Genomic DNA, 13,016 nt, shown 5'->3' with positions numbered 1-13,016 from the left:
TGGTCGCGGACGCTTACCGTTCAGGCGCTAGCTGTGGCCCATGGACGATCACTCGCCCGTGTCGTGGTTCCGCGCCTCATCAAGATACGAATACGCCGTCACCCGCGAGATCCCCAACCGTGCCGCGACGCGGTCGATCCCTTTCCGCATCTGCAGCACGCCCTGCTGGTCGAGCTTGGTCAGGATCGCGATGCGGTCGTCGCGGCTCATCTGGTCCACGGGCTTGCCCACCTCACGGATGGCCTCGGTGACCATCGCGTCCATCACCGCCACGAGGTCCCGGCCGAAGAACTCGTTCGGCTGCTCGGGGGAGTCGGACGCGGCAGCCGGTAGCAGGCCCTGGAGGAGGGACTGCAGGCGCTGGATGGTGCTGATGTCGAAGTTGATGCAGAGGGCGGCGATGATGCGCCCGGCCGAGTTGCGGAAGTACACGGAGGAGCACCGCAGCTCGCGCCCGTCGGCCGTGAAGCCGCGGTAGCCGAACGCGTTGTGCTCCGCGCCCTGGTTGTGGAGCACCCCGGCGCCGAGGCTCGACGACGGGCCGCCCACCTCGCGCCCGGTCACGTGCCCGTTCTCGATCGCGGCGATCGTATGGCCGAGGTCCACGTCGGGGGCCGAGAGGTCGTGCAGCACCACCTCGCACCCGGGCCCCACGGCCGCGGCCATCGCGTGCATGGCCGGGCGGAACACGGCGAGGATTTCGTCCACGGACTCGTAGGTTCCCATGCGGGCGAGCGGGTGGTCAGCTGCCGGCTGGGCCGAAGTCAGGGTCATGTCTACCTCGCTCATGGGTCAGTCCTACGCGTCGCCGAAGGCCATAGACAAATTGTATTGGCCATAGACAGACTGTTCAAGGGGGTGCTAGCTTCATCACCGAAGGGCCGGGCGACTCGCCGCCCGCACTCACCGCATCTGCACACATCGGGGCAAGGAGGCTCTCGTGGCACAGGCATACCAGGTACCGCAATCGGGGTGGCGCTCGATCTCAGCGAAGCAGCGCCGCACGGTCGCTGGCGGCGCGATCGGCACGCTCATGGAGTACTTCGACTACTACCTCTACGGGCTGGCCTCGGCCACGGTCTTCCCCGCGGTGTTCTTCCCGGGCGACAACCCCGTGGTCGGGACGCTCTCCTCGTTCGCCAGCTTCGCGTTCGGCTTCCTGCTCCGGCCGATCGGCGGCCTGATCTTCGGCCACATCGGCGACCGCATGGGCCGGAAGACCACCCTGATGATCACCGTCATCGGCATGGGCATCTCGACGGCGGCGATCGGCCTGATCCCCTCGGCCAGCTCCATCGGGATCGCCGCGCCGATCCTCCTGCTCTTCTTCCGGATGCTGCAGGGGCTCTTCGTCGGCGGCGAGATGGGCGGCGCGGCGGCGCTCGTCGTTGAGCACGCCCCGGCCGGCAAGCGCGGCCTCTACGGCGCGCTGCTCATCAGCGGTGCCGGCATCGCCAACGTGGCCTCGGCCGGCCTGATGGCGGCCTTCGGCGCCGGTCCCAAGTCGTTCTTCATGGAGTGGGGCTGGCGTGTCCCGTTCCTCCTCGCCCTCGTCCTGGCCATCGTGGCGATCGTGCTGCGGTCCAAGCTGGAGGAGTCCGAGGAGTTCAAGGAGCTGTCGGCGAACCGCGAACTCAAGGGCGCCCAGCGCAAGTCCCCGCTCCGCGAGGTCTTCCGCCACCCGAAGAACGCCATCCTCGGCATCCTCATCGGCCTGCCGCAGAGCATCGCCGGGTATGTCGTCCTGACGTTCGGCCTCGCCTACATGGTCTCCAAGGGCACCCAGGCCCAGGTGGGCTTCATCGGCACCATGATTGTGGGCGTCCTGCAGATCTTCGTCGCCCCGATGTGGGGGAGCCTCTCGGACAGGATCGGCCGCCGCAAGGTCTACATCGGCGCGTGCATCGGGTTCGCCCTGCTGGTCTACCCGGCCTTCGCGCTCTTCAGCACCCAGACGGCGATCCTGATCTGGCTGGGCATGGTGGTCGGCTTCGTGATCCCCGGCGTGGCCATGCAGGGCACCCTCCAGACGATGCTGGTCGAGATGTTCGACGTCGAGGCCCGCACCACCGGGGTCAACATCGGCTACCAGATCTCGAACACGATCGGCGGCGGCTTCGCGCCGCTCATAGCGACCGCCCTCTCGGCCGCCTTCGGCAGCGTGTGGCCCGTGATCATCTACGTCGCGGTCATCGCCCTCATCGGCGTGGTCGCCACCGCCTACGCTTCCTTCCGGCCGGACACCGAGGACGCAGGGCGTCTCCACGAGCCCGCAGCTGAGGCCACGGCCACCGAGACCTCCACCCACTAGACCCACGTACTGAGACTTCGCCAGAGAAGAGGACACCTCATGACCGTCACCACCAAGACTGCCTTCCGCACCACCAACGCCCCGCAGCCCGCCGGCCCCTACAGCCAGGCGATCGAGGCCAACGGATTCGTCTACACCGCCGGCTTCGGCCCGCAGGATCCCGCCACGGGCGCCGTCGCCGACTCCGTCGCCGAGCAGACCCGCCAGGTGCTGCGCAACATCCAGGCCGTCCTCGCCGAGCGCGGCCTCACCCTGGACGACTGCGTCAAGACCACCGTGCACCTCGCCGACCTGGCCGACTTCGCCGCCTTCAACGAGGCGTACCAAGAGTTCTTCTCCGAGCCCTACCCGGTCCGCACCACGGTCGGGTCGCAGCTGGCGAACATCCTCGTCGAGATCGACGTGGTCGCCGCAGTGCCCGAGGGCCGCTGAGGAACACCCGAAACTCGAAGGAAAGACATGCCAGGGCAGCTGCGACTGGGGGAGCTGGGCACCACCCGACTCTCCGCGCGTGACAAGGGAATCCCGGACCGCGCCGTCGGGATGACGGTGGCCGAGTTCCTCGCCAGCGGGCCGAGGCTCTCCGAGTTCTGGACCCCGATCGTCGCCCTCGACGGCGAACGGATCAGGCACAACCTCACCGTGATGGGCCGGTGGTGCGCGGAGCGCGGGCTCGAGCTGATGCCGCACGGCAAGACCACCATGGCTCCCTCGCTGTGGCAGCAGCAGCTCGACGCCGGCAGCCTCGGCATCACGCTCGCCACCATGGGGCAGGTCCGCACCGCGCGCAGCTTCGGCCTCGCGTCCATCATGCTGGCCAATTCCGTGGTCGACGAGCGCTCGCTGGCCTACCTCGCCGGGGAGCTGGCGGACCCGGAGCTCCGCTTCGTCTGCTGGGCGGACTCGATCGAGACGCTCGAGGCGATGGAGCGCGGGCTCCGCCGGGCCGGCACGCCCCGGCCGGTGGACGTGTGCGTGGAGCTGGGCGCTCCCGGTGGGCGCACCGGGGCGCGGACGGTCGCCGAGGCGCACGACGTCGCGCGGCGGGCTGCCGCTTCCGACGTCCTCCGCCTGGCGGGCGTCTCCGGCTACGAGGGTTCCCTCGCGCACGACCGGTCGGAAGAGTCCCTCGCCGCCGTGCGCTCCTACGTGGAGCGGCAGGTCGAACTGCACCGCGACCTGGAGGAGCTGTACGACGGCGAGGGCGACCTCTACGTCACGGCCGGCGGAAGCGCCTACCCCGACGTGGTCGCCGACGTGTACGGCAGCGCGATGGCCGACGATCCGCGCACCGGCGACTCGCGCACCGGCGGCCCGCGCACCCTGTGGACGCTGCGCAGCGGCGCCTACATCACGCACGACGACGGGTTCTACCGCCAGATCTCCCCGTTCGACGAGGGGAGCGCCCGAGCCGCAGGCCCCGCAACGGCGAGCCGACTGCGCTCGGCGATGCGCGGCGTCGCCCGTGTGGTGTCCCACCCGGAGCGGGGCCTCGCGCTGCTCGACGGCGGGAAGCGGGACTTCCCGTTCGACGAGGGGCTCCCGGTGCCCCGCGGCGTCGCGGCCGACCTGGACGGCGCGTGGGCGCCCCTCGCGGAGGCCTCGATCCTGGCCATGAACGACCAGCACAGCTATCTGGGGCTGGCGGGCCAGGACGTCTCTATGGGTTCGGTCGTCGCGCTGGGGCTGTCGCACCCCTGCACCACCTTCGACAAGTGGCGCTTCCTGCCCGTCGTGGCCTCGCAGGACGACGACCGCGTCGTCGACCTCGTCCAGACCTTCTTCTGACCATCTCTCCACGAAAGGGCGCACGAATGCGGTTGCTCCTGCGCGGCGGCACAGTCGTCGACAGCACCGGGATGCGGACGGCGGATGTCGCCGTCGACGGTGAGCTGATCACCGAGATCGGCGAGATCGCGCCCGGCCCCGATGACCGGATCATCGACTGCACCGGACGCTACGTGCTGCCCGGATTCATCGACGCGCACTCGCACGCCGACGGACTCCTCGAGGACGAGGCGGTGCAGCGGGCCCTGCTCAAGCAGGGGGTCACCACGGTGATCGCCGGCCAGGACGGGGTCTCGTACGCGCCGGGCAGCGGAGCCTACGCGAGCGAGTACTTCGCCGCCATCAACGGCCCGTACCCCCGCTACACCGGGGGCGGCGTCGCGGCCTATCTCGCCGCGGCGGACGGCCGGTCCCGGCTGAACGCCGCCTACCTCGTGCCGGCCGGGACGGTGCGCTGGGAGGTCTGCGGACGCTCCACTGCCCCTGCCGATGAGGAGCAGCGCGCCGCCATGGCCGCGCTCGTCGAGGAGGGCCTGCGCGAGGGTGCGGTGGGGATGTCCACCGGGCTCGACTACGCCCCCGGGATCTTCGCCACCACCGACGAGATCGCGGCGCTGTGCGCCCCGGTGGCCGAGGCCGGCGGCGTCTACGTCACGCACATGCGCGGCGGGTACGAGGCGAACTCCGCCGCGGGGGTCGACGAGATCGCCCGCATCGCCGAGGCCTCCGGGGCCCGGGTCCACATCTCGCACTTCCACGCCCAGGCGCACATCGTCGCCGAGCAGCTCGAGGCGCTCGCCCGCGCAGGCGTGGACGCCACCTTCGACGCCTACCCCTACACCCGCGGCTGCACGCTGCTGGCCATGCCGCTGCTGCCGCCGGACCTCTCGCTGCTGCCCGGGGAGGCCATCGTCGAGGCCATCAGCGACCCCGTCCAGCGGGCGCTGCTGCGCCGCGAGTGGTTCCCGAAGGTGGAGCGCAACGCGAGTCTCGGACCCGAGTGGCCGTCGATGATCACGCTCGCCCACATCGGAGCTCCCGAATTCGCGTGGGCCCACGGCCTCACGCTCGAGGCGGCTGCCGCGCGGAACGGCGCCGATGGCATCGACTTCGCACTGGACGTGCTGGCGGCCTCCCGCCTCGAGGTCAACGCCATCATGGCGGTGCGCCACGAGCGACCGACCTCCGAGCTCGCGGCCATCTTCTCCAGCCCCCGCCACCTCGGCGGCTCCGACGGCATCTTCATCGGCGCCCACCCGCATCCCCGGGCCCGCGGGACCTTCGCGCGCTACCTGCGCGAGTTCGTGAGGGAGACGCCGACGTGGTCCTGGCCGGAGGCGGCCGACCACCTGGCCACCGGCCCGGCGGCGCGATTCGGCCTGGCGCGATTCGGCCTGGGGCGCCGCGGGCGCGTGGCGCCCGGGTGGGTCGCCGACCTCATCGTCGTCGACCCCCAGACGGTCGCCGACACCGCCACGTACGAGGAGCCGCTCGGCGAGGCGGTGGGCATCGACGACGTCCTCGTGGCGGGCCGGCCGGTGCTCGCTCGCGGCGCGCTCGTCGACGGCGCCCCGGGTCGCGGCCTCAGGCGCGAGCACCTCGGAGAATAGGGAGTCATGCTGCACACCTCGAACCCACGCCTGATCACAATCGGCGAGACGATGATGATGGTGACGCCCGCGCGCGCGGAGTCCCTCGCCACGGCCGACGACGTGAGCCTCCACCCGGGCGGCGCGGAGTCCAACGTCGCCTGCCACACCGCCCATCTGGGCATCCCCTCGGCCTGGGTGAGCGCGGTGGGCGACGACGTCCTCGGACGCCGACTCGTCCGCGCCATTCAGGAGCGCGGCGTCGACACCCGCTGGGTCACGGCCGACCCGGAGGCCCCCACCGGGGTCTACTTCAAGGACCCAGGCCACGGAGTCCTCTACTACCGGCGCGGGTCTGCCGCGTCCCGGATGAGCCCGGCCACCGTCGCGGACATTCCGCTCGAGGACGCCGACATCGTGCACCTTTCGGGGATCACCCCCGTGCTGTCCGCGAGCTGCGCCGCCCTGGTCGACGCCGTGATCGACCGCGTGGCTGCCAGCGACGCGACCCTGACCTTCGACGTCAACTACCGGCCCTCCCTATGGCCCGAGGGTGTGGCCGCCGGCGTGCTGCGCCAGCTCGCCAACCGGGCGGACGTGGTCTTCGTGGGCCTCGACGAGGCGCAGGCCCTGTGGGGCTGCGCGACGCCGGACGACGTGCGGGACCTGCTGCCGGGACCGGACAGGGTGGTGGTCAAGGACGGCGACGTCGGCGCCACCGAACTGGGCCGGGACGGAACCGTGTTCGAGCCCGCGATCCCCACCGAGGTCCTGGAGGCGGTCGGCGCCGGCGACGCCTTCGCCGCGGGCTACCTCGCAGCCGACCTGAACGGGGCGGGCGCCTCCGGGCGGCTCCGCGCCGGCCACGAGCGGGCGAGACTGGTCCTGCTCTCGATGAGCGACTTCGTCGCAGATCCTCCCGCTGCCGCATCGGCAGCGCTCACGCAGCCCACCTCCTGAAAGGACCGGTCTTTTCGATGATCGACAACTCTGAGTTCAGCAGCATCTTCGGCGGAGCGCCGCTGATGGCGATCCTCCGCGGCATCGGGGTGGAGAGGAGCCTGGCCGTCTCGGCCACCGCCTGGGACCTCGGCATCGACGTCGTCGAACTGCCCATCCAGACCCCCGACGACGTCGAGGCCCTGCGCGCCGTCGCGGCCGCCGGGCGCGAGAGGGGCAAGGTCGTGGGCGCGGGCACCGTCGTCTCCCGTGAGCACGTGCGGCAGGCGGTCGAGGCGGGGGCTCACTTCACGGTGAGCCCGGGGTTCGACCTCGAGGTGGTCCGTGCTTCCTCCGAGGCCGGGCTGCTGCCGCTGCCCGGGGTGGCGACGCCGAGCGAGGTGCAGATCGCGCTCAAGGAAGGGCTGACTTGGCTCAAGGCCTTCCCCGCCTCCGTGCTCGGCACCGAGTGGATCAAGGCGATGAAGGGCCCCTTCCCCGAGGCCAAGTTCGTCACAACCGGCGGGATGCATGCCGGGAACGCGGGGGAGTTCCTCGCCGCGGGCGCGCGGGTCGTCGCGGTCGGGTCCGCACTCGAGGACCCGTCCCAGCTCCCCAAGCTCGCGGAACTGCTCGGCACCTCCGGCCAGCCGGTGCCGGCAGGGCAGTAGCGGTGGTCTCGCAGAGCGACCTGCTGGCCTTCGTGGAGGCGAAGCTGGCCTACGAGATCGACGTCGTCGCGGCCGCCGAGGCGCAGGCCGACGGCACCGCCGTCATCGTGGACACCCGCAGGCAATCGTCGTGGGACCAGGGGCACATCGCCGGCGCGCTGCACCTTCCCAACAATGCCCTGGACGACCGTCTGGCCGATCTGCCGCCCGACCGGACCCTGATCGTCTACGGATGGGGCCCCGGCTGCAATGGGGCCACGCACACTGCGCGGCGCCTGCTGGCCGAGGGATTTGCGGTGCGCGAGCTGATCGGGGGCTACGAGTACTGGGTGCGCAACGGATTCGCGGTGGAGCGGGGAGACGGGGTCGAGAAGGCGGAGCCGGACCCGCTCGTCACGCACCTGTAGGAAGATGCCCCGATCCGATCTGGACCGGGGCATCTGGAGCCAGTTCCCTAGAGGCCGGCCTGACTGGTTCCGTACTCTGCCTGAGCGGGAGTAAAGCCATCGAAGACCAACTGGTCGACCAAACCGGCATGGGAGAAGGAAGTGAAATTCAGATAGTCCTTCGCCTTCAGAGCTCCCTGCTTGTTCCAGTCGACGGGCACCCGATCGACGGCCCAAGTCGCGTCCGCAGCCGAATACTTTTCGAACTCCAGCTGCTGGATTAGACCCGTGCGTGAGAAAGCCGTGTAGCCGAGGTAGTCTTCAGCCTTTTGCAGGGCGTTCTGCTGACTTACCGTTCCAGCCGCGGCAGCCGCGGCAGCGTCAGCCGCAGCCTTAGCCGCAGCGTCGGCTTTTGCCTTGGCGGCAGCGTCCGCGTCAGCTTTGGCTTTGGCATCTGCGTCGGCCTTTGCCTTGGCTGCGGCCTCCGCGTCAGCCTTGGCTTTGGCATCCGCGTCGGCTTTGGCCTTCGCGGAGGCATCCGCCTCGGCCTTGGCGGACGCCGAGGCTTCGGCAGCAGGGTCCCTTGTCGGGGTTGCCGCGGCGGCAGCGCTGGCAGCGGCCGCGGCGGGTGTTGACGCCGAGGCAGCGGGCGCCGCAGTGGGAGCGGACGAAGCCCGCGCTGAGTTGACGATGATGCTCAGGAGAATGACCGCGGCGGTGACGATGAGGGCCATTCTCTTGTGCTTGTCGTAGCCCTCCAGCGGGAGCCCCTGCTTGTCCCGGGCCTTATTGGCCAGGACGAGGATGAGGTCAATGAGGGCCCAGATGCCAAAGCCGCCGAAAGTGATCAGCTTGAGGATGCCGGTGCCGATCTTGCCCAAATAGAACCGGTCCACGCCGAAGATGCCGACGAGAAGAGAGAGCAACCAGGTCACGAGGAACGACTTGCTGCTCTGCTGTACCTTCCCGTAGTCGGGGCTGGGAGGATAGGGCGCGAGGTTAGGATGGCTCATGAGAGTCCTTTCGTAGGACACCTCACCGACGTGCAATACGAATCGTGCGGGGTGGGTGCGTCGATAGGCGCACATGAAGGAACGTCGCGAGGACCGCAGGCCGCACCCGCAGCACATCGACCAAGTCGGTCGTTGCATGCATTCAGATTCCCCCAATAGCGTCACGGGCGTGACTGCCCGTGAAACGGGATCATACCCCCACTGCAGCCATTAGGTGAGGCCTGGAAACAACCCTTCAGGATTCTCTGGCCGGCTGACAGTCGAAATCTGGAAGTATTCGAAATCCGTCGATTAGCGCTCCTTTGAGGAGTCGTCTTGCCCAGAGGCTTTAGTCCTTATTGAGCGTTTATGCGGTTCGCGAGGCTGAAGCGCCGTCACCGGCGAAAGGGGCAACCGTGGACCTGCTGAGCGGCCGCGCGCCCGTCGAACCCATAGACCTGAGGCGCCCTGCCGCCATCGTCCGCCGCCCTCGCTGACGTGGAATGCCTACAGGGCCGTCAGTCGCCGGGACGTGTCTTTCCTCGAGAGGAACGCGGCCCCCAATTCGATGCCGTGGCCCGGTGCCGACCTGGTGGTGGTGGTGATCCCCTCCCTGAGCTCAGGCAGCCCGGTGGCGATGGCCTGGTGCCAACCGTGGTAGCAGGCCCGTGCCACCTCTTGGACCTCCACGTTGGGCGTGGTCGTCTCGAGATGCACTGCGGGGGCGAGGGCGACGGGGGCTCACTTCACGGTGAGCCCGGGGTTCGACCTCGAGGTGGTGCGGGCTTCGTCGGAGGCCGGGCTGCTGCCGCTGCCCGGGGTGGCGACGCCGAGCGAGGTGCAGATCGCGCTCAAGGAAGGGCTGACTTGGCTGGAGGCCTTCCCCGCCTCCGTGCTCGGCACCGAGTGGATCAAGGCGATGAAGGGCCCCTTCCTGGCGGCCAAGTCGTCACGACCGGCGGCATGCATGCCGGGAACGCGGGGGAGTTCCTCGCCGCGGGCGCGCGGGTCGTCGTCGTCGGGTCGTCGCCGTCGGGTCGGCGCTCGAGGACCCGTCCCAGCTTCCCAAGCTCGCGGAACTGCTCGGCACCTCCGGCGGGCCCGTGCCGGTAGGGAAGTGGCGGTGGTCTCGAAGAGCGACCTGCTGGCCTTCGTGGAGGCGAAGCTGGCCTACGAGATCGACGACTCAGCTCGGGGAGGCGGTGGGGAGGGGCATGGCCGTTTCTGCGGGGGCGGGGGACGGCGGCGCGTCGGTGGATCCCGGTGCGGCTGTCTGGGCGGGGGCTTCGCTGGCTGGGGCCGCGGGCGCTCCTGCGCCCGGAGCCGACGGGGTCGTGACGGTGTCGGGCACGCTGGCACCGGGAGTGGGGGCGTTGACCGTCGGCGCCCCCGAAGGACCGGCCGGTTCGGTCGTCGCTGGGGCGCTGCTCGGCGCCTGATGCGTCGTCGAAGGGTCCTGCTGGATGATCTGCCGGATCTGGCCCGCGTACTGGTTCAGGCGGGCTTGGATCTGCGTCAGAGGCTGATCCTGGATGGTGGCCTGGAACGCGTTGATGTCGTTCCACAGCGTGGAGAGCTGGGCAAGTCCGGCGGGGCTCAGCGGCTGGTCGAGGGTCAGGACGAGTTGGTTGGCGACCGCATAGGCGAGGCACTGGGTGCAGTTGTAGTTGGCGGCCACCGCCAGGTTCTGCGGGACGACGGCGTGGACCTGGCCGACGAGGAGCACCACCTGGAAGGCGACGGCTACGGCGGCGCAGTCCCGGCAGCTGGCAAACGCGTCCGCTTCGTTCACGTTGAGCGCGGAGCCGTCTTGGACCCAGACCATCGCGAAGGCGACGTCGTAGACCACCGATCCGTCCTTGGTGTTGACGGCCAACGCCTGGTTTCCTCCGTCGCCGGGCGGGCTGGGCTTGCTGAAGGGGAAGACCCAGGCCGGTGCTGGGGCCGGTGCCGGACCTGAGGCGTTCCCCGGCGCGGGGGCCTGGCCGGTGCGGGGTACGAGGACCATCGCCAGCTGCGGCTTGTCCGCCGTCGGCTTGGCTACCCCTTGCGGCCAGATCGCGGCGACCCGCCCCTCCTGTCCTTGCACGAGGCGATCCGTGACGGGAGCCCGCGCGGCCAGGACGTCGGCGACGGTGCCGCGTTCGTAGGGCCGGATCGGGCGGTAGGTCGACCCATTGGGCCACCAGAGGGTGGCGAGGACGGCAACGAGGGCGACGCCGGCGATCACCGCCGAAGCGCGGCGACCTGGGCGTCCGCGCGTCTTCTGCCATACGCTGCGTGCCCCGCGGGTCACCATCCGGAAGAGGATCAGGCCCATTCCGAGGACGGGGAGTGCGGCGGCGAGGATCATGACCGCCTGCGCGCCAGCGCCCAAGAGGTCGCCAGTGTCGACGGCAGCAGCAAGGGCGCCCTCACGGCGCACCGTGCTCGCCCAGGCAGTGGCCAGAACGCGTGGGAGCGTGATGACCATCAGGGCGAGGCTGCCGAGCAGCACCGGGACCACGATCAGCACCCAGAGGGTGACGACCGCGCGGGCCCACGGCTTGAGCGCCTTCGTCTCGGGATGTCCCCAGCGCCATGGCAGCAGGCCCAGCAGCGTGGGGCGGATCCGGTGGTACAGGTCGGGGACGCCGGTGACGTCAGCGAGCACGTGGTACCCGTCGAAGCGCACGAGGGGCGTGAGCTGGCGGATCATCTGCAGGATCTGGGTCAGGACCACCAGGAGGAGGGCGTCGTACTGCGTCGCCCACCAGATGCCGGCGATGAGCACCGTGACCATGGCGTTGAAGTACAGGCCGCCCAGATCGGTGCGGACGCGCCCGGCCCGTCCGAGGCGGTACGAGTCGGTGACGTCGGTGTAGAAGGCCGGCCAGAAGAGGTAGAGGCCGGCTCCCATGGCACCGGGCGTGGCGCCGCCGTACCGCGCGCCCGCGGCATGGCCGAACTCGTGGAATCCCGCGGAGAAGACCGTCACGGCGACGACGAGCAGAAGGAGGCCCGGACTGTCGAACGCCTGGTAGGTCGCCGAGGCGAGTCCCTTCTCCGCAAGCACCCACCAGCTCACGAACAGGAAGGCTGCAACGAGCGGGACCACAATCCACGGGCGGAAGAGGGCCGCGAAAGGGCCCGTGAGGCGCCGGGTCTTCTGCTTGTCGGTGACCGTGTAGCGGAAGCGCAGGCTCAGCAGTGGGTTCGACCGGCGAACCTCCGGCTGGGAGCCGTCGGCCCGCGCGATCAGCCCCAGGGGAAGCAGCTTCGAGTCCATGAGCGTGCGGACATTCTCCGCCGTGACCCGGCGGCCGGAGCCCCGACTCACCCGGTCAGCGATCTCAGAGACGCTGCTCCTTCCGTCCACGGCGGAGAGGACCGAATAGAGCAGCGGGGTCAGCTGCAGCGTCTGGCCGTCCGCGCGCCGGACGAGCGCCGGTGCGTCCCGATAGCCGGAGCCCTTCAGCTCGCCGATCAGCTCGACGCCGTCCGCGCGCGCCGGGACAGGGCCGCCGATGCCCGGAACCGAGGACGCCGGCGCCGCAGGCGCGCGTCCTGGAGGCACCGTCACCGGAGCCTACTGCTGCAGGTTCGAGTGCTGGTCAGAGCTCGCTGTCGCAGCTCCGTCCACGTGCTGGCTGATGACCGCCTCCTGCTGGGCATCTGCGACGGCCGTGCTGCCCACCGTCCCGATGTTGGCCGCCACACCTGCGTTGATGGGTGCGGCGACATTCGCGTTTGCTGCTGCCGCACCGTTGATCGGCGCAGCGATCCCGGCATTGGCATCCAAGTTCACGTTCACGTCCAGCAGGCTGCCGTTGGCTCCGGTCGGATCGGTCGTCGTCGTGGCACCACCGGTCGTCCCCCCGGTGGGTGCAGGGGCAGGGGCCGTCGACCCGTCCGTCGTGCCCGTTCCAGCCGCGTGCCCGACGCTGCTGTCCTGCACCGAATTGGCGGTGGCGTCAGCGTTGATGCCCTGGTCGATCAGGGCCCCCTGGTGTGCAACCCCTGCCGCGGTAGAGCCAGCCGACAGGACATTGGCCGATGCAGACGCATCAATGGGCGCTGCCACATTCGCGTTCGCGGCCACTCCGAGGTCGATGGGGGCAGCGGCCTGGATCCCCAGATTCAGATCGGCATTGAGATCAAGGATGGACGCCACTTCCTTGTCCGGCAGCGCCGTAATGCCTTCCGCGGCAAGCTCCTCATCCGACAGCGGCTGCAGTTCCGGATTTTCCCCCATGATCCTGCTCCCTTCCGGCGCTGGGACGCGCCTTCTCAGCTGTACCGGTGCTTCTGTAGCCCGTGCTCGGAACAGTATTAGTAGACAGACCGGTCTGTCTAGGTCA

Annotated in this window: 11 protein-coding genes and 1 pseudogene; 8 read left to right on the top strand and 4 right to left on the bottom strand. The window is 69.8% G+C overall.

What is annotated here, in order from left to right:
- Positions 1-48: 48 nt before the first annotated feature.
- Complete coding sequence (locus SA2016_RS18745; protein ID WP_066501141.1) at positions 49-789, bottom strand: helix-turn-helix transcriptional regulator; 741 nt, start codon at positions 787-789, stop codon at positions 49-51.
- Between the two features lie 151 nt (positions 790-940).
- On the opposite strand from SA2016_RS18745, the gene SA2016_RS18740 reads away from it, so the two are divergent.
- From SA2016_RS18740 to SA2016_RS18710, 7 genes are read left to right on the top strand one after another with little or no spacing between them, the layout of a single operon-like run.
- Entirely contained in the window at positions 941-2,311 is a 1,371-nt protein-coding gene (locus tag SA2016_RS18740) for an MFS transporter (RefSeq protein WP_229710772.1), read from the top strand.
- A gap of 39 nt (positions 2,312-2,350) precedes the next feature.
- Positions 2,351-2,743 (top strand): RidA family protein, encoded by a 393-nt coding sequence (locus tag SA2016_RS18735; RefSeq protein WP_066501135.1) that lies wholly within the window; start codon positions 2,351-2,353, stop codon positions 2,741-2,743.
- A 27-nt stretch (positions 2,744-2,770) separates the two neighbouring features.
- Positions 2,771-4,099: a type III PLP-dependent enzyme domain-containing protein gene (locus SA2016_RS18730; protein WP_066501133.1), complete on the top strand. Its 1,329-nt coding sequence runs from the start codon at positions 2,771-2,773 to the stop codon at positions 4,097-4,099.
- Between the two features lie 26 nt (positions 4,100-4,125).
- On the top strand, positions 4,126-5,709 hold the full coding sequence (locus tag SA2016_RS18725; protein ID WP_066501129.1) for an N-acyl-D-amino-acid deacylase family protein: 1,584 nt from the start codon (positions 4,126-4,128) through the stop codon (positions 5,707-5,709).
- Positions 5,710-5,715: 6 nt separating this feature from the next.
- Entirely contained in the window at positions 5,716-6,648 is a 933-nt protein-coding gene (locus tag SA2016_RS18720; RefSeq protein ID WP_066501127.1) for a sugar kinase, read from the top strand.
- Positions 6,649-6,665: 17 nt separating this feature from the next.
- A complete protein-coding gene (locus tag SA2016_RS18715; RefSeq protein ID WP_066501122.1) occupies positions 6,666-7,298 on the top strand; it encodes a bifunctional 4-hydroxy-2-oxoglutarate aldolase/2-dehydro-3-deoxy-phosphogluconate aldolase in 633 nt (210 codons plus the stop codon).
- A 2-nt stretch (positions 7,299-7,300) separates the two neighbouring features.
- A complete protein-coding gene (locus tag SA2016_RS18710) occupies positions 7,301-7,705 on the top strand; it encodes a rhodanese-like domain-containing protein (RefSeq protein WP_066501121.1) in 405 nt (134 codons plus the stop codon).
- Positions 7,706-7,752: 47 nt separating this feature from the next.
- On the opposite strand, the gene SA2016_RS18705 is transcribed toward SA2016_RS18710, so the two are convergent.
- Positions 7,753-8,697: an Ltp family lipoprotein gene (locus SA2016_RS18705; RefSeq protein WP_176594931.1), complete on the bottom strand. Its 945-nt coding sequence runs from the start codon at positions 8,695-8,697 to the stop codon at positions 7,753-7,755.
- A 676-nt stretch (positions 8,698-9,373) separates the two neighbouring features.
- On the opposite strand from SA2016_RS18705, the pseudogene SA2016_RS22685 reads away from it, so the two are divergent.
- Positions 9,374-9,553, top strand: a pseudogene (locus tag SA2016_RS22685) (2-dehydro-3-deoxyphosphogluconate aldolase); the annotation flags it as partial.
- A gap of 309 nt (positions 9,554-9,862) precedes the next feature.
- Here SA2016_RS22685 and SA2016_RS18690 read toward each other — a convergent pair.
- Both SA2016_RS18690 and SA2016_RS18685 read right to left on the bottom strand, forming a co-directional pair.
- Entirely contained in the window at positions 9,863-12,232 is a 2,370-nt protein-coding gene (locus SA2016_RS18690) for a tol-pal system YbgF family protein (RefSeq protein ID WP_141305670.1), read from the bottom strand.
- A 12-nt stretch (positions 12,233-12,244) separates the two neighbouring features.
- Entirely contained in the window at positions 12,245-12,910 is a 666-nt protein-coding gene (locus SA2016_RS18685) for a peptidoglycan-binding protein (RefSeq protein ID WP_066501109.1), read from the bottom strand.
- Between the last annotated feature and the right edge of the window lie 106 nt (positions 12,911-13,016).

This window comes from Sinomonas atrocyanea (genome assembly GCF_001577305.1).
Classification (GTDB): Bacteria; Actinomycetota; Actinomycetes; order Actinomycetales; family Micrococcaceae; genus Sinomonas; species Sinomonas atrocyanea.
This window is presented reverse-complemented; position numbering and strand designations above follow the sequence as displayed.

What these genes read in the sequence shown, in the direction of transcription:
- SA2016_RS18745 (WP_066501141.1), bottom strand. Translation starts at nt 789, where the DNA reads ATGAGCGAGGTAGACATGACCCTGACTTCGGCCCAGCCGGCAGCTGAC.
- SA2016_RS18735 (WP_066501135.1), top strand. Translation starts at nt 2,351, where the DNA reads ATGACCGTCACCACCAAGACTGCCTTCCGCACCACCAACGCCCCGCAG.
- SA2016_RS18730 (WP_066501133.1), top strand. Translation starts at nt 2,771, where the DNA reads ATGCCAGGGCAGCTGCGACTGGGGGAGCTGGGCACCACCCGACTCTCC.
- SA2016_RS18725 (WP_066501129.1), top strand. Translation starts at nt 4,126, where the DNA reads ATGCGGTTGCTCCTGCGCGGCGGCACAGTCGTCGACAGCACCGGGATG.
- SA2016_RS18720 (WP_066501127.1), top strand. Translation starts at nt 5,716, where the DNA reads ATGCTGCACACCTCGAACCCACGCCTGATCACAATCGGCGAGACGATG.
- SA2016_RS18715 (WP_066501122.1), top strand. Translation starts at nt 6,666, where the DNA reads ATGATCGACAACTCTGAGTTCAGCAGCATCTTCGGCGGAGCGCCGCTG.
- SA2016_RS18705 (WP_176594931.1), bottom strand. Translation starts at nt 8,697, where the DNA reads ATGAGCCATCCTAACCTCGCGCCCTATCCTCCCAGCCCCGACTACGGG.
- SA2016_RS18685 (WP_066501109.1), bottom strand. Translation starts at nt 12,910, where the DNA reads ATGGGGGAAAATCCGGAACTGCAGCCGCTGTCGGATGAGGAGCTTGCC.